Source organism: Veillonella sp. (genome assembly GCF_015058545.1).
Classification (GTDB): domain Bacteria; phylum Bacillota; class Negativicutes; order Veillonellales; family Veillonellaceae; genus Veillonella_A.
Genome location: NZ_SVCB01000086.1, coordinates 1 through 24,152 on the forward strand (window position 1 = coordinate 1; position 24,152 = coordinate 24,152).

Below are 24,152 nucleotides of genomic sequence, written 5' to 3' on the forward strand. Positions count from 1 at the left end.
TACCATGCCCCTTCTTCTCCTGATCCAGAAGGGATTCGAACCCCCGACACACGGCTCCGGAAACCGTTGCTCTATCCAACTGAGCTACTGGACCATATTAAATTCTGAGCAATAAATAGAGTCTCTCTAAAAATCACTGTATACTATTATACACCAAACTTTGTAAAAAAATCAATTCTCTTCAATAAGTTCTTTACGCAGTTTACCTAATCAAGGTCAGCTCCTAAACAATAAAAAATCCGCAGTCATCAGACTGCGGTAATGTTTATAATAAGTGGAGCGAGTGAAGGGAATCGAACCCTCGCGACCAGCTTGGAAGGCTGGGGCTCTACCATTGAGCTACACCCGCATAAAAAAATGGTCGGGGCAGCAGGATTCGAACCTGCGACCCCCTGGTCCCAAGCCAGGTGCGCTACCAAACTGCGCTATACCCCGATATAAAGAATACTATTCTTTTCGCTGTTGTTTACTAGCTTCGTTCTCAACAACAAAGCCATTGTATCATACCACGCAAATGTGCGCAAGTACTTTTTTATAATTTTTTTACAATTTTTGCAAAAAACTTTACAACATCAAAAATCATAAAGAATCGTTAGTATTCTTCATATAATATGCCGATTATCTTAACGTTATATTTTATCCTTAAGCCACCCTTGGGTAAGCATTCCCATCCCCATAGCCAAGGCTATCGGGAAGAATAATTCCACTGAAAACCGCGATAATTCGAGCATAAACACTGCTGAGGTAAGCGGCATTTTTTGTGCTAAACCGAGGAATACAACAGCGCCTAAAAACGCACTAAGCCCGACAGAAATAGGGCCAATGGCGAAGTTCCACGCAATGGCAACAACCAGCGCCAAAGTACTCCCAAGCATCATGGATGGTGTGATTTTGCCGCCATAAGCACCAACGCCCATAGCAAGTAAAACGGCGGCCCATTTAGCTGCAAAGAGGCCCAAGCCGTATTCCCAAGGCACTAAATGAGCAAAGGTGAGCTGGTTTCCCGGTTTGCCGTTCCCCAAGATGGCCGGAAAGTAGACCGACATAAGGCCTACGAGACCAAAGGCAATCACGGAGAACAGAATCATCTTAGGGTTTGTCCGATCGAGTTTAGGCAGTTTAGCCTGCGATTTATCAAAAAAGACAACGGCCACGCCGATAATAATGCCAATCAGCACAGCGAATTCGGCAAAATTACCTATCATAACAGGCTGCGGCATATCGTACTGAACCGTATCTCCAAGGCCCAAACGGACCACAAAGGTGGCGATACCGCAAGCAATAAAAGCGGAACTCAAAGCTCTCACGTTCCATGTTAATAGCAATGTTTCCAATACGAAAATGGTAGCCGACACCGGCGAGTTGTACACGGCCGCCAAACCGGCACCGGAGGCGCAAGCAATGAGGAGCGACCGATTTTCATTTGTCAGTTTTACATAGCGCATCACCCAGGTGATAAGCGCGGAGGTTGCTTCGCGCGGTGCCACTTCTCGACCGAGCGGTGAACCCATAGCTACGGTTACAATTTGCAGCGTAGAGTGAAGCAATGTTGTTACCGGTGGCATTTCTTTTGTCACGTCTTTAACTTCAACTAATTTACCGCCATAACGATGAATCAGTACCCAGCCGATACCACCGACCAGACCGCACGCCAACAGCGCCCACACACGGCGTTCCCCGCTCGCCTGCGCCACACCGACACCAAAGCTTAAATGCTCGGCCGCACTGTAGCCGAATGTGAAATGCTGAATCACATGTAATAAATTAGTAAATACTATGCCTACGATGCCGGCAAAAATACCAACCAACACAACCAGACCAAATACTTTACGCTCTAACATACCAAACTCCTACACCTGTATTACTTCGTTGACCTAAAATCTAAGAATTACATTCCTATTATAACACCTAAAATCCCATTTCCCATTTGTTGTACAACTTATTTACATCCTGCACAAGTTTTTACAATCCAATACATTTTAAAAACCTGTCACAACATAAGTTATTTACGCGGTGGCATTTCAATCAACGCATTCACCACTGTCACCTGCGAAATATGCTCGCCCGCTTCATTGGTCACTTTAATTTCCCACACATGGCTTCGCTTACCACCATGCAACAAGGTTCCCTGTGCCAACAACTTCCCCTGTGGTTTCGTTGCTTTTAAGTGATGAGCTGTAATCGTCTGGCCCACACCCACATAAGCACCTTTGCCCATGAGATTGCTGGCCATCCCCGCAATGGCTTCGCAATATGCCAAGGTAGCACCGCCATTCAAGTACCCAAACGGTTGCGCATGAAATTCCGTCATGGTCATGGCGCTTTCAAAACCCGTTTCCGTTAAATTCACATGGTCAATGTTAAGCTGATCAACGAGTGTCATTAGTATCCTCCTTCTTACATTCTTACATTCTTACATTCTTACTTTCTTACATTCTTACTCTCTTACTAGATTACTGACTATCATTCCACGTATATCTATCGTCGCCATCAGTTCAAAGCTTATTCAAAAACAAATTTAGCCACCGTATATTCGTTCAGCACCGATTCGTCAATATCCGTTCCGAGACCGGCCTTAAAATCTACCGCCAATTTTCCTTGTGAAAACTCAATGGGTGTGGTAATGATGTCTTTTTCAAAATAGCGACTCATATCCGACAAATCGCCGGCCATCCACGTATCTGCCATGGTGGCCAATTGAACATGCATGTATTTTGAAACACCGCTTTCCACCATGCTGCCAATCCAAAAGCCGATATTATGAGCACGGCAATAGTCAAGGCAACGTACCGTTTCCCGAAGGCCGCCCAAACGCCCGACCTTAATATTTAACACATCGAGCCAACCGGTTGCGTGCATCGCTTTCAACTCCGCTAACGACTGCACACTTTCGTCAAAACAGAGTGGCGTCTTAATCGCCTGTCGCAGTTCTTGAGGCAGCGAACGATAAACTTCGGCACTTTTATAGCTTCCTGCTGTATCCTTCACCCCAAAGGGCTCTTCTAAGGAGCGCAAGTTATACGCATTGAGCGCTATGATTTCATCCGCCTGCTCTATGGCAAAACTGCAGTTTGCATCGCCGGCGAGGATTATATCAGGATACATTGCCCTCACAGCCGCTACCCGCTCCACCGCATCACCGGGCTTCAATTTTAACTTAATACGCTTACAACCTTTCCCCACATGGGCATCCACGGCCTTCAAGAGATTGGGATTCGGCATATCACCCAACACTACACCGGATTCAATGGCTTTATGTTTTTTACCGGATACTAAAATACCGATAGCCGAAAGCCCTTGTTCGCCGTAATAGGCATGGAGCAAGGCGTTTTCAAGACCGGCCCACGCCATAGGATAGTGACTTCGCAAAGTATCAGCCAAAGGTTCATCCGCCGGCGCAGCTGCGTAATCTACATTTTTCGCCGTCATAGCCAATGTATCTAACGCTGTATTCGGCATATCACGAATTAAATCATACATGACCCACGGTCCGGTCAACGTTTTTCCTACAAAAAACGGCAGCCACGTCGTCAATAGTATGTCTTTACTCTTGGTCAACGTTTCTGCCGTATAAAAAGGCTCCGTAAACGCCACCACTTCGCCATAGCCGGTATAGCCTGACGATGTGGTGACCCCTACGATGAGACTTTCTCTATGGGATAAGGTGCCTTGGGACGTACGAAAGGTAAAGCGCATCGGTAAACCAATGTGCCATAAGGTGATTTTTGAGATTGTCATCTGATGAGTCATCGTTCGTCCCTCGCCTTAATCATAATTACAATTATTGACGCCACATAGCAGTCTTGCCCATGTTGGCGTCTCTCCGACATAGCGATTACCTTCACAGCAAGCCGCTACGCCGAGTATTTTTATTTTACATATCCGCCGCTTCATCAATGAGCGTGCGACGCATAATTTTGCCGGAATTGTTGCGCGGCAATTTAGCCAAGCGGCAAATGGCCTTTGGCTGTTTGTAGCGACCCAAGTTTTCACTCAAGTGCTCTTTAACCGCTTTTACACTGGCTTCGCCGGCATAGTAGAGAATCGGTACCTGTCCCCACCGTTCATCGGCTTTAGGGACTACGGCGCATTCCGTCACGCCCGGCAAGCGATAGAGGCAATCTTCCAGTTCTTTAGGATAAATATTTTCACCGCCGGAGATAATAATATCCTGGCGACGATTCACAATATATAAATAGCCGTCTTCATCCAAGTAGCCCATGTCGTCCGTATTGAAAAAGCCAACAATCGGCGGCTTACCGAGGTAGCCGGTCATGAGCATGGGCGACTGCAGCCAAATTTCCCCGATACCTGTTTCATCAGGATTGCGTACTTCAATAACAACACCCGGTAATGGTTTGCCCACAGCCTGGCGTTTATCCGGATGAGCCAATACATTCACCGTCGCACTTTGAGCAAAGGTTTCCGTCATGCCGTAGGTCTTAAAAATCGGCATGGCTTTGGCCAAACAGGTTTCTACCAAGGCATCGGGAATAAACTCACCGCCCAGGAGCACTACGCGTAGCTTATGCGTATCAATACGGTCCACGATGCGTTGTAAAACGGTAGGCACCAAGGATACCATGGTGAGTTGGCCCGAGGTGATACCCTCGATGACTTTTGTTTCGTCAAAGGAGGATAAAATCGTAGCCGCCGTGCCGTTATACAAGGTTCGCAAAATAATGGACAAACCGGATACATGGAACATAGGCAAGACCGTAAGCCAATTGTCCGTCGGCTCTACGCCCAGCACTTTAGCCGAGGCTTTTACATGGGCTTCAATCTGCCCCCAACGAAGGGGCACCGATTTTACGGAGCCCGTGGTAGCGCTGGTATTCATAATAGCCGCTATAGCCTGATCCATTAACGGCGGCACTAAAAGGCCTTCAAAACATTGCACAAGTCTTGTGCGAGATGTTTCATCCATAGGCGGCAAGGCACCCCATGTACGCCAGGCCACTTCATCCACTGCACTGTGATGAGGCCGGCAAAAACGGCCGTTACAGGTCGCTTCCACCCGCTCCTGCACCGTCGGGGAGGCAAAGATTAAGTGCACCTTTAAATCGAGGGCTTGCTGTTCCTGCTCCTGTACGGTGAGGTGCGGATTGACTAAAAATACTTCTTTCCCTAAGGACCATAACGCGAAGAGCATTACCGCCATGTCAACGGAGTTTTCACTACAAAGACCGATGCGGTTCTCACCGCGCACTACGGCCGACAAAAAGCCGGCCTGCAGTACGGTGCGCTCATATATAGTTTTATAAGTATAGCCATCAAGAAAGGGCTGATTGGGAGTTGCTTGCGCCCGCTCTCGTAACCATCGCATAATTAAAACGTCCTCCTATCAAGGGAATTTAGGGAATTGTTTGAAATTAGGTTTACGTTTTTCTTTGAACGCGTCGCGACCTTCTTTCGCTTCGTCGGTGGTGTAGAACATAAGCGTTGCGTCGCCGCCGAATTGTTGTAAACCGGCAAGACCGTCAGTGTCGGCGTTGAAGGAAGCTTTTAAGAAACGAAGAGCCATTGGGGATAATTGAAGGATTTCTTCACACCATTTAACGGTTTCTTCTTCCAGTTGGTCAAATGGTACCACTGTATTAACAAGACCCATGTCGAGGGCTTCCTGCGCCGTGTATTGACGGCACAAGAACCAGATTTCACGGGCTTTTTTATGACCTACCAAACGAGCAAGGTAACCCGCACCGTAACCGGCATCAAAGGAGCCTACGCGCGGACCGGTCTGGCCGAATTTAGCGTTTTCAGAAGCAATGGACAAGTCACAAACGATGTGAAGCACATGACCACCGCCGATAGCATAGCCGTTAACCATGGCGATAACCGGTTTTGGCGTGATGCGGATCAAATGCTGCAAATCAAGGACGTTAAGACGCGGAATACGGTCTTTCCCGACATAACCACCGTTGCCACGCACGCTCTGGTCACCGCCGGAGCAAAATGCTTCTTTGTTCACATCGCCGCCGTGGTTGGCACCGGTCAAAATAATAACGCCTACTTCCGTGTCATCACGGGCAATGGTGAACGCATCGATGAGTTCCACCACTGTTTTAGGACGGAACGCATTGCGGATTTCAGGACGATTAATGGTGATTTTGGCAATGCCGTTATAAGTTTCATAAATTACATCTTCATAACCGCGATCCAATACTTGCCAATCAAACTTGCTCATAATAGCCTCCTTTTTAAAACTCTGCCGACCGCATTTCAGTGGCCATCGGCAACTCTAGCTACATTAATATATCTAAAAAGCACATAAAGTCTTGATAGTCAACATCTATATTAACTAATATTTTTGTCATTATAGTCTGACAAAAACAGATTTACTATATCATTGAATTCATCGGGCATTTCGGTGTGCACATTGTGGCCTGCGTCAGGTACCGACACGTGGGCCGAGTTTTCACAAAAACCGAAAATGGTCTTCCCAATATCATCATACTTGGTATCAAGGGCACCCGACACATAGAGGATTTCCATTTCCAAATCGGCAATTTTATTCCCCACGTACGGCGTCATGCCCTGACCGGTGCCGCGTAAAGTATGGGCGAGCACCTCCGGCGTATTGCTGAGACGACGCTCTTTAATCGTATGTTGCACCGCCGGCGATAGTTTTTGCTGAGTCGCAAAAATAGGCAGTTTTGACCACATCTCTTCAAACCATTCAATGGAGTGGGTCTCAATTTTGTGGGCCAACACTTCATCCCGAGCTGCCCGTTCCTGCCGTTCGTTAATGTCCTCAATCCCCGCTGAAGCGGATTCCAATACGAGGAACATGAGCCTAGCCGGTTCATACATGGCTGCATACTGCAACGCCATGCGCCCGCCCATAGAGTAGCCCATAATACCATACGGTTCTTCACCGACTAACGTGTGAATCAACGTATACAAATGGCGCAGCACCGTATCGAATTGATACAACACCGGATTGTGGGAACGATCGGAGACGCCATGCCCCAGGAAATCGACGCAATAGAGTCGAAATCCAGGGAGATTCAATTTATCCCACGTATCACCGGCTTCGCCGAAACCGTGGAGACAAATAAGCGGCATCCCTTCACCCCGCAAAGCCACGTGATAGGACACGTTGTCGATACTTATATATACATCATCGGCCGCTTCCAACACGGCCGTAATCTCTTCTCGATCACCTTGATCGTACATTGATGTTTCATCAAGACTGTCAAAGTCATTTTTCATACACAGTTACCGTATACTTTCTGTGAAGTTCACGACTGACTTCACGATTTGTTTTTACTTCCAATACATGGATGCCGCCGGCTTGCATGGCGCGAACTATATTATCCTCAAAGTCTTCATAGCTCGTCACCTCCTGATAGTGAATGCCCATGAGGTCAGCGAGGGCACTGTAGTTCAGGCCTTGCGGCGTTCCAAATAAATACTCGAAATTATCGATGCCTTTTTGCGGTAAATATTCAAAAATACCGCCCCCATCGTTATTAAACAACAGGATGACTAAATTTAACCCTTCGTTTTTGCCCATCACAAGGCCGTTCATGTCATGGAAGAAGGATAAGTCGCCCGTCACGAGTAAAGTCTGTTCACCTTTAGCTGCCGCAATCCCCAAGGCTGTTGATTCGGTACCGTCGATACCGTTGATGCCGCGGTTCCCGAACACTCGTGCATTCGGTTTACCTTGACGCCAGAAATAGTCAAAATCGCGAATTGGCATGCTGTTGGCCACCACCACATTTACCGTCTGCGGAGCCCCGTGTTTGATGAAGGTTCGCTCATCGAGGCCGTCGTTCAAGAGGGACACGAACTTACCCTCAAAGAGGGTTTTCTCCTCCCTAACCGGAGCCATGGCAAGGCTCGTTCTATATTGTGCTTTCAGCCAACTTTTCGTATAGGCATTGTTGCTTAATTTCTTATGGAGATTTTCCTTGGCCTTTAAAAAAGTCCTCAACTCGCCTTGGGTCGTTAACAGATTATCAATCATCTCCGGCGCCCATAAAGTATAAACTAACTTCTTCGCCACGTCCAAGGCAAAAGCAACGGGATCGCATTGAATAACGCGGTTCGTCGTTACCGTACCATTGCGATACACGGCGCCCGCATCAATCTGATAACAAACAGCTGAGGCATGCTTTTTGATGAATTGCTGCAAGCGTTTTGAAACCGGCATTTGCCCCATCATCAAGATGTAGTCCGGTGCCAACTCTCTTTGCCAGTCCTCATTACTCAAAAACGCATCATACTTGTCGATGATGAGCGGATGATTCAAGGCTCTTACCGGCGATAAGGGATCGGCCAACACCGGTGCTTCCAACGCCTCACCTAAGGCCAGCATGGCCGTACCATAGGCATTGTTGATTACATTTTTGGGATTATCGTAAAAACCGGGCCGTATTTCTACACCTTGGCAAAATTCGAAGCCATTGCCATAGCCGTTTTCACGATAATAGGTATCATCATCGTCACGACCGGTGGCAGGGCCGCATAAAATAATACCTTTACGCCCCTTAAGTTCTTCAATCAAGGGATTCAAAGTTTTTTCACCAAGACGCATAATACCCGGTTGCGTTATAAAGCGCTTAGCGCCGCTCAACCGACCTTTCGCAAACTGTTCGGCGCTCGTATCCGGCACCAAAGGTTCGCGCAGCGGCACATTGATATGAACCGGCCCCGGTACCACATCCATGGCTTTCATATAGGCCCTTTGGATTACCTGACGCGCATACAGAGACGACTCAAGAGCGCCGCTGCCGGCAATATCGGGACTGAGGGTTTCAAAATGATGCACGAAAGAACCAAAGAGTTTGACTTGGTCCATCGTTTGCGGTGCCCCTACAAACTGAGCTTCCGGCGGACGATCCGCGGTGAGCACGATTAAAGGCACGCGACTGTGAAACGCTTCAATAACGGCGGGGAAATAATGAGCCCCTGCCGATCCGGAGGTGCACACCAACGCCACCGGTGTGTGCAAGCGTTTTGCCAAACCAAGGGCGAAAAAGCCTGCCGAACGTTCATCAATATTCATATATGTTTTGTAGCCGCCGTGAGCCATGAATGGCACGGCCATACTCGTCGAGCGAGAACCCCCGCTGAAAACCACATGGCGCACACCAAGTTCAAAAAGCTCATCCACTGCGGCTGCTATATATTCGTTCATCCTGCACCTCCATGAAAACAACGACTATTCCCCATACGCCCCACTGTTTTGTATAGCCTTACTGCCCTATTAAAACAGTATTTTCTCAGCGTTTATCTTGCCTTTTTATTTTATTATAATCTTCGATATACGCCTATAACCGGCTGGTTCAAAGATCCTTTAGCCACAAAGGGACCTGTTAGCCGCAAAGCTGTAGGTACCTAAGCCCCTTACAAGGCCCGCATAATCGTTTGTAATTTAGTCATTGTTTCCTTGTATTCCGACTCGCAATCGGAATCGGCTACGACACCGCAGCCCGCATAGGCATACAGTGTCTTGCCGTGAATTAGGGCGGAACGAATGCCTACGATTAAGAGGCCGTCCCCCGCTTCACGGAAAAGCGGCGTATTACCGCAAACCCAACCGATAGGAGCCGCATATAAGCCTCGTTCATAGGGCTCATATTGCTGTAAAAGGGCCAGCGCCGCTGCCCGCGGTTCACCGCCCATGGCCGGTGTTGGATGCAAAGCTTTGGCCATGGTCAAAATAGAATGCTCCGTATCATGACCGTAGAGTAAAGTGCGCAAATGATACAGGTTCGGTAATTCCATAATATGTGTATCTTTCACTTCCACCCTATCGCACAAATCACTCATGGTCGCTTTAATCATATCCACCACAATATTGTGTTCATAGCGGTTTTTAGCATCCCCCAAGAGGCGCGCCCCTTGATCATGAATGTCATCTTTTTTCATCGTACCGGCTAAGGCATAGCTCATAAAGTCTTGGCCGCGCTTACGTACCAATACTTCCGGGGATGCCCCGAGGAATACGGCGTCACCCTTGTTATAGGCAAAAATAAACGCCCCTTGGTTCTGCGCCACTAAGCGACCGATAATCGAGGTACTGTCAAAGGGTGTATCGCTTTCCAGCGTCACTTTACGGGAAGCCACTACTTTAGTCACTTCGCCCGACGCGATACCGTCTTGAATATGCGAATAAAGTTTGCCATGCTTCATAATCGTCGGCGCCTGCTTCACGATAGCTGTGTGCTACCGGCGTAATTGTTGTCGATTCAATAACCGGCGGCTCCGCAGCGGCGGTTACCCAATAGGATCGCCCTTCTTCCTGTACATAGTAATGGGTGAAAACCACCAATTCATTTCCCATATTTTGCCAGGCTTCATCGTTGACCGTCTCAAAAAAAGTCTGACCGTACCAAGCCCACGGATACTCCGGTAATTCCGATTCCGTAATGCTTTTAACACGGCCGGCCGCCACGATAACGCGATTAACTTGCGTATCATGCCAATAGACCCTTTCGTCCCCCTCAAAGTGTTGCCAAACAGCTAAGGGTTCCGCTATATCTGTTGGAAAGATTGTATATTTCATAAACTTCCTCATTCATAAATAACCTTAACATCTTATTATACCACTCTCACCCTTTAAAAGAAAATGCCTCTCATAATGCGGTTTACCACGATTTTCAGCGGTTTCATATAACAAATACTTCCCAAAATAAAATTAAACCGCTGCCATAAAATTAAGTCTGGCAACATTGTATTTACAGGACAAAATAAAACCGCCTTTGCAGGCGGTTTTTACGTTTAACCTTACGGCTATTCTGTTTTTACTGATGGGATACGTGCTCAATCCCCTGACTGAGAAGCATAACCACATGTTCGTCATTAAGACTGTAGTACACGGTTTTCCCTTCCTTACGAAAGGCTACCAGACGCGCTTGGCGCAACACGCGCAATTGGTGTGAAATAGCGGATTGCCCCATACCCATGGCTTCAGCAATATCCGTTACACACATTTCTTTATTCAATAATTGCTGCACGATGCGAATCCGCGTAGGATCTCCCAGCACTTTAAACAAATCAGCCAATTCTTGCACATCTACTTGTGCATGAGCAACATCCATACCTAACTCCTATTACACCATTTATATTCTTACGTTCTAATACTTATAGACTTCTATTTGCTAACGATTACTTAAAGCTTTCAGAGCCTGTCTAATTATTATATAACGAAACAAGCAAATTTAACCAGCTTAATTTTGCCCCGCCCCGTCAATGGCGGCCGTTGCTTCCGCAGTCGCCTGCGGTTCACCGATTTGATTGATTGGTGTGCGGCTGTCAATTTCCTGTTGTGCTTCGCTCTCAGGGGTAGCCAACTCTAAAGGTACGCCCCGCGAATATACACCTGTAACGATACCATGACCGTCTTTGATTTTAAGAGTAGCCAACAAAGTTCCTTTATAGGTTGTGTAAAAATCGGGATTTACTTTATTTAAATCCAAAGTCACACGATCAAACAATAGTTTAAATTCTACATCCGTATTTTCAACCCGGGTAACGCGCGCAAAAATATAATCTCCTGTGGTCGGCTTTTTATCAGACACACCGGTTACTTCCAAGATGCCGTTCGGCTTAGCCGTTACCCATACATACACTTCCTGGTCATGTACCGGCAAACGACCGCCCTGCCATGGTCCGCGACTGCCCAAAAATCTGACTTCCAAATAATCGGACGGAATCCAACCGGCTGTACGCGACAAGGACACAGGCCATTGATATTCACCGCCGCCTTGCAACAAAGAGGTGGACCGATGTTGAATAAAGAATGGCGACAGCAAGGTACAAATACCTACTACGATAAAGAGGATCCATTTAATATAAACTCTATTGCGCATCAGAGGATTCCCCCTTTCGTGCCGTCGTTTTATCAGCGCTTTCAGCCCCTACCGGGTCCTGCTCACGAGCCGTATACGCCATATTACCACCTTCCGAAACAGTGGCAGGATTTGCTCCGTCCGCCTCCGTTCGAGCACCGCCGGAAGCGGTCGTATAATTACCGGCCGATTCGGTATGTTCACCGGTATCCGTCACTTCAATATGTTCGTCATCGCCCAAGGTTTGACGCCGACGCAAACGCCGATTGGCTCTGGCTACGGACGTGTTTACCTGTGCCCGTTGCGTTTGCTTACGCCACATATAGAACAGGTTAACCGCAAAAATAGCTACGCCCGTTACCATAAAGGTAAAACCGCGTTCAACAAAGGAGAACGTAGGATCAAAGAAGCGCGCCGCAATCATGGCTAAGAAGGTAAAAATACAGCCATTTACCAGACCTACACGTTTAGTGACCGTACCTTGCCACAAGAGGACAATGGCCAATAAAACTACATATAAATTAAATAGGATAGAACCGGTTAGCGGTGTCACACCCCAATGAACAGACAGCATCAAAAGCCCTACTACAATCGGACAGAACGTAATTAAAATCTCCGTGCCCATGCGTTTTTGCCAAAGTGCATTTAAGCCGCCCGCAACCAAGATTAAGGCAACTATACCTAAGCCGATACTGAGCCAATCAGCCGAAGCCGCCGCTTCTTCCTGCCAAGTGCTGATAAAGGTACCGTATACGACCACATACATGAGGCCCAGCACCCCTATACCGCGGAACGGCAAGGACCAAAGGCCTTGTTCGCGAGACAAGCTGCCTAAAGCATACGTGGCCGCCGATAAGGACGCTACAAAGAATAGGCCGAGCGATAAATTATAGGACGTAATGGTAAAAAAGAACGCCCCAAAAATAGCCGCCACATAGGCCCATAAGAGCCATAAAGTGGACAAATATGAGCGTGTCCGTTTACGTAACTGCTCCGCAAAGAACGGACTGCCGGCTGCCAGAAGAAGCCATAACCAAACAGGTTCACCCCACATGGTAACTTCCCGCGCCGATACGCTCCATAAAAGACCAATCAAGAGATAGGCCATCATAGTGAAGCCGGATCCCAACAGATATATGACCGGCAAGGTTAATAGCATTATGATGAGGGCATAAAAGCCCCAGCCTTCACCGGTATAATAGGTGTCGCTCATGAGCACCGTCGAGATGGTAAGGGCCGCCACATAAAAAAGCCCTATGCCTTCCGCATAGATGCTCCCCCTAGGCGCTTTCCAAAGGCCTAAGCCTAAAGCGATAACCGCCAAGAGCAAGAGCGCAATACACCAGTCCATACGACCGGCCGGTGAAAAGCTGTACCAATAGCCGGCAAAGAGTAAAAATACACCTAAACTCGTTAACAACAGCCCTAACAATAACACCAATAACCTTCTGAGCAAAGGCCCCTGATTGGTGTCTACGGTACCATAAAACACGCGCATCTGTGCAGCATGTTCCTTAGAAATCCAGCCCTTTGCCTCCCACTCGGGCAGTTGTTCATGAAGCCAAACAATCCGTTGTTTATTCATAGTACCTCCATTCTAAAAAGAGGCTTTGCCCCTTGGCGAGCAAAGCCGCTCATATGTGACTATTTATTTGACAACGAGCACCGGGCAAGTAGAATGACTGGTTACATAGCTACTTACACTGCCCATAAATAAACCTTTCAAAGGTCCGAGACCACGGCTGCCCATTACGATTAAATCGGCATTAAACTTCTTAGCTACCGCTAATACAGCCGGGCCGGGAGAGCCTACTTCAAATACATTTTTAACAGCGATATCGGCAGGTACGTCTTTGGAAACGTCTTCCAAAATCTTTTTACCGGTTTCTTCCATATCTTCCGCGATTTGTTCCGATACATAACCGCCGCTGATTGGGGTCTGGTCAAAATTGGAAATAGCAGACACGATATTGGCTACGTGTACGATAATAAGCTGAGCTTCGTTACGTTCACAAATAGAAACGGCATGCTGCAACGCACGTTTCGAGTTTTCGGAACCGTCAGCCGGTACAACTATCGTCTTGTATACTACTTTAGCGTTATTTTGTTCTTGCATATGAATCCCTCCCACTGGTGAATGATTCGATTCATTCACGATGACTTCTTCTATACTTAAGTATTCTCTACGGAGTTACAAAAGTCCTTTTTTATTTCAAAAAATTTTCAAAAAAAGTTTAGAATTTTTAAATTAATACGGAGATACTCATAATATCACCGTATGCGAACCTAAACAGAAGCTACTGACACGCTGACACGCTTACAGTATAACTGTTCCGCCACTCAAAAGACCTTTGTGCTGAATGCGAACACCTTCGACCATTTTCATCAAGTCTTCGTCGGTAAACTGACCGTTATCCGGCGCCATAACGCGAGCCACAACGGCTTGGCCGGAGTCGGTAAGGGTAATGTAAGAAGCAAATTTAATGGCTACCCCTTCACCCCGTTGTAAGCTGCCTACGATTAAGGAGCCCGTATTATGGTTATCAATCAAGGTCTTATAGCCTTCAATCGTCGCACCGTAATTGGTTACTAATTCATTTACATAGAAATCGGCAATTTCCTGACGAGCCGTCATAGTCGGATAGCTGGCTCGGGAATCGATGGATACGGTTTTATCCATCGGGAATAAGCCTACTTCGATACGATAGAAATCTTTAGTTAAAACGGCGCCGTTTCTATTTTGTGTTACTACTTTAAAGCCGCTTGGTTTAATATAACTGATTTCATCGGTTAATACCAAGTTGCCCGTATTGCGATATTTTTCCTTCATGAGTTTAAACGAAGGCACTACGTTTTTCACAACGCCCTGCATCATGTAATCATTGTATTTGCTAGGGTACATCATCGTCATGGTGTATCGTTGCGTAGGGTCTGCCGCCATGATAAATTCCGCATCAAAGAACGTGGAACCGGTTTCGCCCGCATCACTGCGCACGAAGGAATCCCAGCGAGCCGTGGTAGCTCCTTTGAAGTCGAATAAATCGCCGTCTAAGGTGTATCCGCTTAAGTCCTTGCGGTTTTCACGCCATAAAGCAAGATACCGTTCTTTCGTCATATTCGTAACGGATTCGTTATACCAAGTGGTATTCCACTGTTGCAGACTCACATTACCTTCCACAATATTGTCACGTTTGGTAAAAGAAACAAGGAATGGCTCGGAAATGGAGCTTTCCGCCAAGTTAAAGAAATAGCCACGTTCCGTGCTGCCATCATCTTTAGCTTGTGATTCATAGCGACCGTTGGTGAGACGCCATGGCACGGTAAACGTATAACCGTCAGCGTAATCGCGAATTTCCGTGGTCATCGTGGTAGCATACGATTGATACGCAGCCGGCAAATCGGATTCACTGTGAACCCCGCGAGCTTCAAAAGTCTGAGCCTCCGCCGTTGCTTTCATCGTGTCATAAGTCGGTAAACTCTTAGCATAGCCGGTGCCGACTACGCCCAACAGTGCCCCTACCGCTAAGGTAGCAATTCGTATTTGCCATCGTTGCTTCATTACATATGTCTCCTTTACTTATAGCATAGAATCTAAAAATGCCTTGGTACGTGGTGACTTTGGATTGGTAAAAACGTCTTCCGGTTTGCCTTCTTCCTGAATGATGCCGTCCGCCATGAAAATGATGCGGTCCGCCACCTGACGGGCAAAGGCCATTTCATGGGTTACGATAATCATGGTCATATACTCTTCCGCCAATTGTTGAATCGTACGAAGTACTTCACCGGTCAGTTCCGGATCCAGGGCCGACGTCGGTTCGTCAAAAAGCATGATGCTCGGATTCATGGCGAGTGCTCTGGCAATGGCCACACGCTGTTTCTGGCCGCCCGACAATTTGGACGGATAGACATCCTTTTTCTCCCAGAGGCCTACTTTTTTAAGTAACGCTTCCGCCGTCGGAGCAATATCAGCGGTTTTCATACCTTTTACCATTTGCGGGGCAATCAAAATATTATCCCAAACCGTCATGTGTGGGAATAGATTGAATTGCTGGAACACCATGCCCATTTTAAGCAAGAGTGCCTGCTGTGTCTTTTTATCAGTATACACGGCATTGCCGTCCCCTTCAGTCTGTACCAAAGGTGTACCATCTACTACTATTGTACCACGGTCTATCACTTCCAGCTGACCTAAACAGCGTAAAAATGTAGATTTCCCCGAACCGGACGGTCCGATGATAGCCACGACCTCACCTTTATCCATAGAAAGGGATACTTTTTTTAGAACAGGTAGGCCGTCAAAGCTTTTTTCTATTTCTTTCATTTCAATAAAGCTCATGTGTAGTCCTCCTATTCATCGTACACAGCGTAACGTTTTTCCAAATAGTTAAAAATATTAGTCAATACAAAGGTCATTATTAAATAGAAAATAGCCGCCACGATAAATGCCGACGTGTCAAAATCACGTTGCACAATACCGCGCGTAATTCTCAGAACATCGTTCATAGCTAAAATATACACCAAAGACGTATCTTTGAGCAAGTTGATTGTTTCATTCGCCAGTGGCGGTAACACCCGTTTAACCACCTGCGGCAGAATAATTTTGCGCATGGTCTGTACATAGGTAAAGCCCAAAACTTTGGCCCCTTCATACTGACCTTTCGGAATGGATTGAATGCCGCCGCGGAAGATTTCACACAAATAAGCCGCATAGTTGAGCACGAAGGAAATAACCGCCGCCGTCGTATCGTCAAGTTGCACTCCGATGTAAGGAATGAATGGCAAGCCGTAGTAAATAAATAAGATCTGTAACATTAACGGTGTGCCACGCATAATATACACATAGAATGCCATAATTTTGCGTACAAGGCCGATAGGTGACAAGCGCAGCAGGGCCGCTAAAACACCGAACGGCACGGACAATACCAATACGATTAAAAACAGGGAGACCGTTACTCCCAGGCCGTTGGCGATGACCGGCGTAATCTTCAATAAATAGTCTATTAATTCCATCAAACTGACTCCTTTCAAAGAAAGAAAGGAGGTAAGGACTACCTCCTTTCTTCACTGCTATATTAACCGGGTTGTGTAAACGGTTACAGCCTTACGCCATCACTGCCACAAAGCGATTATTTAAAAGCATCTTTATTTAATAAGTTACTGTTGCCGAACCATTTTTCAGCAATCTTGTCGGCTGTGCCGTCATTCATCACTTGTTTTAACACTTCATTGATTCTAGCTTGTAACGCTTTATCGTCTAAGCGGAAACCAACGCCCATTGTTTCAGCGCCATAGTCGCCGTTAGCCAAGCGGAATGTGCCCGGTTTCTGAGTCATGGTGAACTGACCAACGATACCGTCAACTACGAGAGCGTCGATACGACCGAGTTCCAAATCCATGAAGGCGTTAACGAAGTCGCCATATTTTTTCACTTCTTTAAAACCGCGTTCTTGCGCATCTTTTTCAACAGCTGCTTCTACGCTACTACCCTGCTGTGTACCTACGATTTTACCTTTTAAGTCTTCTTTGCTTTGGATTGGGGAATCAGCGCGCACGGCAATGATTTGTTTATCCTGTACATATGGGGTGGAGAATAAAATATTCTTTTCACGTTCCGGTGTAAGGCTTAAGCCGTTCCACAAAGCGTCGATACGTTTACTCTTAAGTTCTGCTTCCTTGCTGTCCCAGTCGATTGGTTTGAATTCTACTTCCATACCGGCTCGTTTCGCCACTTCTTTGGCAAGGTCGATATCAAAACCTACAATTTCGCCCTTATCATCACGGAAGCCCATTGGTGGGAAATTGTCATCCAAACCGATTACAATTTTCTTTGGTAATTCAGTGGCTGCCGCTTTATCTTTATCTGCGTCATTACCACAACCGGCTGCAAACGCCGCCATCGTAAACATTGCCAGGCCCAAGGCCAACATCTTCTTCAACTTCATAACTAAGTCCCCTCTTTCTGTTTTCTCAATCCAAAGCATTAGTTTTAATTCATGAACTCATTATACTTTATCTAACTAAAGAGGTAAAGAGTTAAATTTTAATTTATACTTCTAATTAATCATAGGAGGTTTTACCAAAAGTCATAGTTATGAAATAATCCGGCCGGCCTTTTTAATTTCAAAACAGCAAATTCGGCCTATACACTAACAAAAAGCGGTCCGCCTAAGGCCGGACCGCTTCACGTATATCTGTTATTTACAGCGCACCATAATAGCGCCCGCAATTACACTGTCGTTGTGTGCTGCACCCAACGCATAAATTACATGGCAGTATGACTGCGTTCATCAATAATCGACAACAATTTAAGTTTATCCTTATAGGTTACGAACTGTAAGTCCACCATTACGATAAGGATGCCCCCGCTTTCGGTTACCATGTGGATTTCTTCCCAATTAGCGGTAAAACCGATAATTTGAGCATACGGAATAAAGCTGTAGTAATGGTCGCCATTCCAAAGCATATCAATACGCTCCCAAAGACTACTCGGTCGACGTCTGATGACAATCCCCTTTTCACAAACGTAGACCAAAGGGCGTCTTTGTCTTGTCATGCGCCATACACAAAAACCTACAATGATGTAGTCAATCGCGATATGATTCCAAACCACACCGCGTTGTGAATGCCACACGGCCCAAGTCGCAACGGCGCCAAAAAACAGCCACATAACCCAAGATACTAATATATAATCGGCAAACGTTTCCTCTACTTCACCGCAAGGAAAGCGTTCGGTTACTTCACGTACTTCCATATCCCCACCTCCAGCATCAGCCCAAGGTTCCCCTAATATAGATAATTATTTACGATGAAGGCCCATAGCAAGCTCTACATCGCGATATGTTTTGCTTGCCTTTTCACGAGCTTTAACGGCCCCTTCGTCAAGAATGCGATCCAATTCAGGGCTGTCGATTAAGTCATTATAACGTTCATGAATTGGGCGTAACGTGTCAACCAATAATTCGGCCACATCCTTTTTAAATGTGCCGTATCCCTGGCCCACATAGCGTTGTTCGATGGTTTCATACGATTCTTTGGTGATGGCCGCATAAATTCCCATCAAGTTGGAAATGCCCGGTTTATTTTCTTTATCATAATGAACGGAGTTGTCCGAGTCAGTCTGAGCGCGTTTAATCTTCTTAACAATCGTTTTTTCATCATCCAAGAGGCGAATGGTAGCCATCTGATTGTCATCGGATTTACTCATTTTCTTCGTCGGTTCCTGTAAACTCATAACGCGAGCACCGCCTACGCCGAGTTTAATTTCAGGAATGGTGAAAACTTCGCCGTACACGCGGTTAAAACGCTGGGCCAAATCGCGGGTCAATTCCATATGTTGTTTCTGGTCTTCCCCAACCGGTACGTAATTGGTCTGGTAGAGCAAAATATCGGCAGCCATGAGTGGCGGATAGGTCAACAAACCGGCCGGAATGGAGTCGCCGCGTTTTTGTGATTTATCTTTGTACTGCGTCATACGTTCCAATTCACCCACATAGCTGATTGTCGTCATAACCCAACCTAAGCGTACATGTTCCGGTACTTCGGACTGTACGAACAAGGTAACTTTCTTAGGGTCGAGACCTACGGCTAAATATAGAGCTGCCAAGCGACGAGTGTTGGCAAACAGTTCTTTCGGATCTTGCGGTACCGTGATAGCATGCTGATTTACGATACAGTAGTAGCATTCATCACTATCCTGATAGTCCAAAAAGTTACGCAACGCGCCTAAATAGTTGCCTAAGGTCAATTCACCGCTCGGTTGAATGCCTGAAAAAATAACTGACATAAAAATTCCTCCTATAAAGATTTCGTCCTCTCTCACACCGGCGAAATCTTTTGTATGTATTATATATTATTGTACCCCGAAAACGTCATTCTGTACATGAAAAATAACCGTGGCTACATCTTCATATAGCCACGGTTAGGATTCTAAAAATCAATAAGCGATTATTCAACCGTTACGGATTTAGCCAAGTTTCTTGGTTTATCAACGTCGGTACCGCGCGTAATGGCTGCATAGTAAGCCAATAACTGCAATGGTACAACGGCCAAAATAGGGGCCGTAAATTTATCGGAACGTGGTACAAAAATTGTGTGGTCCACATATTTGGAAATTTCCGTATCACCGGCCAAACCGAGACCGATAACAACCGCATCACGAGCTTTAACTTCCTTAATGTTGCTCATCATTTTTTCGCGTACATCTTCCTGGGTTGCCAAGGCGATAACCGGCACGCCTTCTTCGATAAGGGCTAAGGTACCGTGTTTCAATTCGCCGCCGGCGTAAGCTTCCGCATGGATGTAAGAGATTTCTTTCAATTTCAAGGAACCTTCCATAGCTACGGCGTAGTCGATGGAACGGCCCAAGAAGAATGCATCTTCACGGAAACCGTAGTTTTTGGCAAAGGCTTTGATATCATCAACGGTTTCAAAGATTTCATTGCATAATGTTGGCAATTCATGTAAATCGGTTAAGATTTTTTCTGCCAAAGCGGCATCCAATTTGCCGTTCAATTTACCGATGTAAACAGCGAGTAACAATAAAGCTACGAGCTGAGTTGTGTAAGCTTTAGTGGAAGCAACGGCGATTTCAGGGCCGGCCCAAGTGTAAACTACTTGGTCTGCTTCACGAGCGATGGACGAACCTACAACGTTAGTTACCGCCAAGGAACGAGCACCGCGGCGTTTCGCTTCTTTCAAAGCGGCCAAAGTGTCACTGGTTTCACCGGATTGGCTGATAACGATAGCCAAGGTATTTTTGTCAGTCAACGGATCGCGATAACGGTATTCGGAAGCGATATCTACTTCTACCGGAATGCGCGCCAATTGTTCAATATAATATTTAGCTACCAAACCTGCATGATAGGCCGTACCGCAAGCAGTAATCAAAATGCGGTTTACGGAGGCTACATCAGCCGGTTCCCAACCTAATTCTTCAAAGATAACGTCTTTGTTGTCTTTGGAAATACGACCGGTCAAGGTGTCGCGAATCGCTTTAGGTTGTTCGTAGATTTCTTTTAACATGAAATGTTCAAAACCGCCTTTTTCAGCCGCTTCTGCATTCCAAGTTACATGGTATACTTTTTTATTGATTAAATTACCCGCCAAATCGCTTACACGTACGGAATCTTTAGTAACAACCGCTACTTCACCGTCGTTCATGATGAAAGTATCACGGGTGTGATTGATAATAGCCGGAATGTCGGAAGCGATGAAGTTTTCACCTTTACCGAGACCGATAACGAGTGGGTTATCTTTTTTGGTACAAATGATACGGCTTGGATCATCGGCACATAAAATAACTAAAGAGTAAGAACCTTCGATGCGTTGTAATACGCGACGAACGGTGCCTTCAAAATCTCCGTCGTATAAGTCAGCCAATAAATGGGCTACTACTTCCGTATCCGTTTCGGATTTAAATTCGTAGCCTTTTTTGATTAATTCTTCTTTGATTGGCAAGTAATTTTCTACAATACCGTTATGAACAACGGCAAATAAGCCTTTAGCATCGGTGTGCGGATGGGCATTCATATCCGATGGACGACCGTGAGTGGCCCAACGAGTATGACCGATACCTATATGACCCGGATTTGGGTCGTTTTTAACAATGCCTTCCAAGTTAGCCAAACGGCCCACTTTTTTCTGCACTTTAATTACATTATTCGGACCGATTACGGCAATCCCGGCAGAGTCATAGCCACGATATTCGAGCTTAGACAAACCGTCCAACATAAACTGGGACGCATCTTCAAATCCAATATATCCTACAATACCACACATGGTTGTATCCTCCTGTAAACAGACTACTCCAATTGCTTCGTATAAGTCTTTTGTTCTCATCGTCACCGATAGACATTGTAACTTATATAACGACTGAAGCCGGCCGAGAGGCATCCGCTGATGTTTCGATACTCCTCTACCTCGTCTACTGAAATCGGCTGTCCCCGATCAGTGCCTGCGCTATTCGCCTTTACGAATTTGGTTCTCTCCTTTACTTAAGTTGCGACAGTCTTGCAGTAGCCGCTGTGCACGCTTTAGAGACTTTATTTAATCATCTATAAGCGCATAGAGAGCATATAAAAGTTTCTGAATATATCTCTCAACAAAGCATACTGCGTTAATATATTATAACCGATACAAGAATTAAAGTAAAGAAGGGTAAAAAGCGTGAAAAATCCACAGCAGACAGGCATCTTGATACTCCAAGACGCTTATCATGCTATGGATTTTGATTGTTTTATATCTTTATTCTTTTATGTTTAATAAAGATCCCCTAAGGGCTATGCTTAACGAAGAGCCCCTAAGGGCTCTGCTTTAATGAAATGCCCTAAGGTCATTCATCTATGCATCAATTAGCCTTACTCTTCTACAAGACCTTGTTCTCGACCAATGGTTTCAGCCACAGTATGGCAAATGCGTTCCAATTGTTCATGGTCCGGACCTTCCGCCATAACGCGGATTAACGCTTCCGTGCCGGATGGGCGCACCAAGATGCGACCATTTTCACCAAGCTCACGAGCGGCTTCGGAGATTTCTGCCTGAATGAGCGGATTTTCATCCCAACCCGTTTTAGTGACTACATGAACGTTGATAAGCAATTGCGGATATTTCACCATAACTTTTGCCAATTCCGATAAAGGTTGACCAGATTTTTTAAGCAACGCAAGCATCTGCACGGCGGTCAATAAACCGTCTCCGGTGCTGTTATAGTCAAGGAAAATAACGTGACCGGATTGTTCACCGCCGATGGAATAACCGTCGGCTCGCATTTTTTCAAGTACATAGCGATCGCCTACAGCGGTGGCAAAGGTTTTCATGCCCATTTCCTTGGCTGCTTTGTGGAAACCGATGTTACTCATAACGGTGCCTACAATCATGTCTTTCTTCAAACGGCCCTGTTCTTTGAGCTGTTTGGCACAGAGCAACATGATCTGGTCACCGTCGAGAGCCTGCCCTTTTTCATCAACCAAAAGGCAACGGTCCGCATCACCATCGTTGGCGATACCCACATCGGCACCGTATTTTACAACGGCGGCCTGGAGGCCTTCCATATGAGTGGAACCGGCGTTTTCATTGATGTTAACGCCGTCAGGATCGACATTGATGGCAATAACTTTGGCGCCTAATTTTTCAAACACTTCAGGGCCTACGGCCGAAGCGGCCCCATTGGCACCATCATATACCACAGTCAAACCTTCGAGGGACACATCTACGGTGCTTTCTACGAAAGCGGCGTATTCATGAGCCAATTCACGGCTGTTCAAAATGCGGCCGATATCGGCACCCGTAGGGCGTTCCAAATTATTTTCACTGCTTTGACTGCATAATTCTTCCAATTCATCTTCCACGGCATCGGGCAATTTAAAGCCTTCGCCGTCGAAAAATTTAATCCCATTATCAGGGAATTTATTATGAGATGCGGAAATAACAACACCGGCATCCCAACCATGTTTGCGCACTAAATAGGCAACGGCAGGGGTCGGTACGACACCGGCTACCACTACATCGCCGCCTACGGAGCAAATGCCAGCAGCCAAAGCATTTTCAAGCATAGCTCCGGAAATACGAGTATCGCGCCCGATAAGGAATACAGGGCGTTTTTTACGGCGGCCAAAGTAGGAACCTGCCGCACGTCCCAAATGATACGCCAATTCAGGCGTCAAAAAAGCATTTACTACGCCACGCACCCCATCGGTGCCAAATAATCTAGACATTACGCTTCTCCTTCCTGCGCCTTCAACGGCTTATACGCAACCATAACACGAATGGCGGTTTCCGCACCATCCAAAGCGGCACTCATGATACCGCCTGCATAGCCGGCTCCTTCACCCATAGGGTATAGTCCCTTGACCGTCGGCGATTGCCGATCATCATCCCGCAAAATGCGCAATGGTGAGGAGGTTCTCGTTTCTACACCGGTCATACAAATCTGAGGTTCATCAAATCCTTTAATGCGACGTCCGAAATACGGTAAGGCCCGCTCCATGACGTCCGTCACATAGGTTGGCAAACATTCATGGAGGTCTGCCGCCACTACGCCGGGACGATAAGAATGCGGGGCTGCCGCATTACCTTCCGGCACAGCCCCTTTTTGCCGGGCCAAGAAATCGCCTACCGTCTGCAGCGGTGCTTTATAGTCATGACCGCCCAGCTCAAAGGCTTTCTTTTCCCATTCGCGCTGGAAGGCTACGCCGCCAAGCGGATGGGTACCGAAATCATCAGGGCCAACCGTAACGACTAACGCACTGTTCGCCACGCCGCTGGCACGGGCATATAAACTCATGCCGTTCGTAACTACATGGCCGTCTTCCGACGCGGAGGCCACCACTTCACCGCCCGGGCACATACAAA

Annotated in this window: 22 protein-coding genes and 3 tRNA genes; all 25 read right to left on the reverse strand. The window is 46.5% G+C overall.

From position 1 onward, the window contains the following. Positions 1-20: 20 nt before the first annotated feature. A tRNA-Arg gene (locus tag E7204_RS05755) sits at positions 21-94 on the reverse strand. Positions 95-275: 181 nt separating this feature from the next. Then, positions 276-349: transfer RNA gene (locus E7204_RS05760), tRNA-Gly, on the reverse strand. Positions 350-358: 9 nt separating this feature from the next. Further along, positions 359-435: transfer RNA gene (locus tag E7204_RS05765), tRNA-Pro, on the reverse strand. A 194-nt stretch (positions 436-629) separates the two neighbouring features. After that, a complete protein-coding gene (locus tag E7204_RS05770) occupies positions 630-1,841 on the reverse strand; it encodes a chloride channel protein (RefSeq protein ID WP_295182660.1) in 1,212 nt (403 codons plus the stop codon). Positions 1,842-2,002: 161 nt separating this feature from the next. Further along, entirely contained in the window at positions 2,003-2,383 is a 381-nt protein-coding gene (locus E7204_RS05775; RefSeq protein ID WP_295182663.1) for a PaaI family thioesterase, read from the reverse strand. A 119-nt stretch (positions 2,384-2,502) separates the two neighbouring features. Beyond that, positions 2,503-3,738 carry an o-succinylbenzoate synthase gene (gene menC / locus E7204_RS05780; RefSeq protein ID WP_295182666.1) on the reverse strand — a complete coding sequence of 412 codons (1,236 nt, stop codon included), beginning with the start codon at positions 3,736-3,738 and terminating at the stop codon, positions 2,503-2,505. 136 nt (positions 3,739-3,874) lie between these two features. After that, entirely contained in the window at positions 3,875-5,326 is a 1,452-nt protein-coding gene (gene menE, locus E7204_RS05785) for an o-succinylbenzoate--CoA ligase (RefSeq protein WP_295182669.1), read from the reverse strand. A gap of 18 nt (positions 5,327-5,344) precedes the next feature. Continuing rightward, on the reverse strand, positions 5,345-6,187 hold the full coding sequence (menB, locus tag E7204_RS05790) for a 1,4-dihydroxy-2-naphthoyl-CoA synthase (protein ID WP_295182671.1): 843 nt from the start codon (positions 6,185-6,187) through the stop codon (positions 5,345-5,347). Between the two features lie 110 nt (positions 6,188-6,297). Beyond that, entirely contained in the window at positions 6,298-7,215 is a 918-nt protein-coding gene (menH, locus tag E7204_RS05795; RefSeq protein ID WP_295182674.1) for a 2-succinyl-6-hydroxy-2,4-cyclohexadiene-1-carboxylate synthase, read from the reverse strand. Next, on the reverse strand, positions 7,205-9,148 hold the full coding sequence (gene menD, locus E7204_RS05800) for a 2-succinyl-5-enolpyruvyl-6-hydroxy-3-cyclohexene-1-carboxylic-acid synthase (protein WP_295182677.1): 1,944 nt from the start codon (positions 9,146-9,148) through the stop codon (positions 7,205-7,207). The genes menH and menD overlap by 11 nt, the downstream gene beginning before the upstream one ends. A 209-nt stretch (positions 9,149-9,357) precedes the next feature. Then, positions 9,358-10,146 carry an isochorismate synthase gene (locus E7204_RS05805; RefSeq protein ID WP_295182680.1) on the reverse strand — a complete coding sequence of 263 codons (789 nt, stop codon included), beginning with the start codon at positions 10,144-10,146 and terminating at the stop codon, positions 9,358-9,360. After that, a complete protein-coding gene (locus E7204_RS05810) occupies positions 10,085-10,519 on the reverse strand; it encodes a hypothetical protein (protein WP_295182684.1) in 435 nt (144 codons plus the stop codon). Before E7204_RS05810 ends, E7204_RS05805 begins: the two co-directional genes overlap by 62 nt. A 238-nt stretch (positions 10,520-10,757) precedes the next feature. Continuing rightward, positions 10,758-11,054, reverse strand: coding sequence for a metalloregulator ArsR/SmtB family transcription factor (locus E7204_RS05815; RefSeq protein WP_021841576.1), 297 nt, complete (start codon positions 11,052-11,054; stop codon positions 10,758-10,760). Between the two features lie 129 nt (positions 11,055-11,183). Beyond that, the gene (locus E7204_RS05820; RefSeq protein WP_295182689.1) at positions 11,184-11,825 is read right to left on the reverse strand and encodes a hypothetical protein; all 642 of its coding nucleotides are present in this window, start codon (positions 11,823-11,825) and stop codon (positions 11,184-11,186) included. After that, complete coding sequence (locus E7204_RS05825) at positions 11,815-13,389, reverse strand: DUF2157 domain-containing protein (RefSeq protein WP_295182692.1); 1,575 nt, start codon at positions 13,387-13,389, stop codon at positions 11,815-11,817. Before E7204_RS05825 ends, E7204_RS05820 begins: the two co-directional genes overlap by 11 nt. 63 nt (positions 13,390-13,452) lie before the next feature. Then, positions 13,453-13,920, reverse strand: a complete 468-nt coding sequence (locus E7204_RS05830; RefSeq protein ID WP_295182695.1) for a universal stress protein — start codon at positions 13,918-13,920, stop codon at positions 13,453-13,455. A 201-nt stretch (positions 13,921-14,121) separates the two neighbouring features. After that, entirely contained in the window at positions 14,122-15,363 is a 1,242-nt protein-coding gene (locus tag E7204_RS05835; protein WP_295182698.1) for a hypothetical protein, read from the reverse strand. 18 nt (positions 15,364-15,381) lie between these two features. Continuing rightward, the gene (locus tag E7204_RS05840; RefSeq protein ID WP_295182701.1) at positions 15,382-16,140 is read right to left on the reverse strand and encodes an amino acid ABC transporter ATP-binding protein; all 759 of its coding nucleotides are present in this window, start codon (positions 16,138-16,140) and stop codon (positions 15,382-15,384) included. An 11-nt stretch (positions 16,141-16,151) separates the two neighbouring features. Further along, positions 16,152-16,814 carry an amino acid ABC transporter permease gene (locus E7204_RS05845; protein ID WP_295182705.1) on the reverse strand — a complete coding sequence of 221 codons (663 nt, stop codon included), beginning with the start codon at positions 16,812-16,814 and terminating at the stop codon, positions 16,152-16,154. A 116-nt stretch (positions 16,815-16,930) separates the two neighbouring features. Beyond that, a complete protein-coding gene (locus E7204_RS05850; protein WP_295182707.1) occupies positions 16,931-17,746 on the reverse strand; it encodes an amino acid ABC transporter substrate-binding protein in 816 nt (271 codons plus the stop codon). Positions 17,747-18,066: 320 nt separating this feature from the next. Then, positions 18,067-18,555, reverse strand: coding sequence for a hypothetical protein (locus E7204_RS05855; RefSeq protein WP_295182710.1), 489 nt, complete (start codon positions 18,553-18,555; stop codon positions 18,067-18,069). 45 nt (positions 18,556-18,600) lie between these two features. Beyond that, positions 18,601-19,587 (reverse strand): tryptophan--tRNA ligase, encoded by a 987-nt coding sequence (trpS, locus tag E7204_RS05860; RefSeq protein WP_295182713.1) that lies wholly within the window; start codon positions 19,585-19,587, stop codon positions 18,601-18,603. 161 nt (positions 19,588-19,748) lie between these two features. After that, on the reverse strand, positions 19,749-21,581 hold the full coding sequence (gene glmS, locus E7204_RS05865; protein ID WP_295182715.1) for a glutamine--fructose-6-phosphate transaminase (isomerizing): 1,833 nt from the start codon (positions 21,579-21,581) through the stop codon (positions 19,749-19,751). A 578-nt stretch (positions 21,582-22,159) separates the two neighbouring features. Then, on the reverse strand, positions 22,160-23,515 hold the full coding sequence (gene glmM / locus E7204_RS05870; protein WP_295182718.1) for a phosphoglucosamine mutase: 1,356 nt from the start codon (positions 23,513-23,515) through the stop codon (positions 22,160-22,162). Beyond that, a partial coding sequence (locus E7204_RS05875; protein WP_366483565.1) for an FAD-dependent protein occupies positions 23,515-24,152 on the reverse strand: 638 nt, incomplete at its 5' end. The genes glmM and E7204_RS05875, both read right to left, overlap by 1 nt.

Coding starts and splice junctions, on each gene's coding strand:
- E7204_RS05855 (WP_295182710.1), bottom strand. CDS start 18,555: ATGGAAGTACGTGAAGTAACCGAACGCTTTCCTTGCGGTGAAGTAGAG.
- menD (WP_295182677.1), bottom strand. CDS start 9,148: ATGAACGAATATATAGCAGCCGCAGTGGATGAGCTTTTTGAACTTGGT.
- menC (WP_295182666.1), bottom strand. CDS start 3,738: ATGACAATCTCAAAAATCACCTTATGGCACATTGGTTTACCGATGCGC.
- glmM (WP_295182718.1), bottom strand. CDS start 23,515: ATGTCTAGATTATTTGGCACCGATGGGGTGCGTGGCGTAGTAAATGCT.
- glmS (WP_295182715.1), bottom strand. CDS start 21,581: ATGTGTGGTATTGTAGGATATATTGGATTTGAAGATGCGTCCCAGTTT.
- trpS (WP_295182713.1), bottom strand. CDS start 19,587: ATGTCAGTTATTTTTTCAGGCATTCAACCGAGCGGTGAATTGACCTTA.
- E7204_RS05775 (WP_295182663.1), bottom strand. CDS start 2,383: ATGACACTCGTTGATCAGCTTAACATTGACCATGTGAATTTAACGGAA.
- E7204_RS05805 (WP_295182680.1), bottom strand. CDS start 10,146: ATGAAGCATGGCAAACTTTATTCGCATATTCAAGACGGTATCGCGTCG.
- menE (WP_295182669.1), bottom strand. CDS start 5,326: ATGCGATGGTTACGAGAGCGGGCGCAAGCAACTCCCAATCAGCCCTTT.
- menB (WP_295182671.1), bottom strand. CDS start 6,187: ATGAGCAAGTTTGATTGGCAAGTATTGGATCGCGGTTATGAAGATGTA.
- E7204_RS05845 (WP_295182705.1), bottom strand. CDS start 16,814: ATGGAATTAATAGACTATTTATTGAAGATTACGCCGGTCATCGCCAAC.
- E7204_RS05820 (WP_295182689.1), bottom strand. CDS start 11,825: ATGCGCAATAGAGTTTATATTAAATGGATCCTCTTTATCGTAGTAGGT.
- E7204_RS05840 (WP_295182701.1), bottom strand. CDS start 16,140: ATGAGCTTTATTGAAATGAAAGAAATAGAAAAAAGCTTTGACGGCCTA.
- menH (WP_295182674.1), bottom strand. CDS start 7,215: ATGAAAAATGACTTTGACAGTCTTGATGAAACATCAATGTACGATCAA.
- E7204_RS05830 (WP_295182695.1), bottom strand. CDS start 13,920: ATGCAAGAACAAAATAACGCTAAAGTAGTATACAAGACGATAGTTGTA.
- E7204_RS05815 (WP_021841576.1), bottom strand. CDS start 11,054: ATGGATGTTGCTCATGCACAAGTAGATGTGCAAGAATTGGCTGATTTG.
- E7204_RS05770 (WP_295182660.1), bottom strand. CDS start 1,841: ATGTTAGAGCGTAAAGTATTTGGTCTGGTTGTGTTGGTTGGTATTTTT.
- E7204_RS05850 (WP_295182707.1), bottom strand. CDS start 17,746: ATGAAGTTGAAGAAGATGTTGGCCTTGGGCCTGGCAATGTTTACGATG.
- E7204_RS05810 (WP_295182684.1), bottom strand. CDS start 10,519: ATGAAATATACAATCTTTCCAACAGATATAGCGGAACCCTTAGCTGTT.
- E7204_RS05835 (WP_295182698.1), bottom strand. CDS start 15,363: ATGAAGCAACGATGGCAAATACGAATTGCTACCTTAGCGGTAGGGGCA.
- E7204_RS05825 (WP_295182692.1), bottom strand. CDS start 13,389: ATGAATAAACAACGGATTGTTTGGCTTCATGAACAACTGCCCGAGTGG.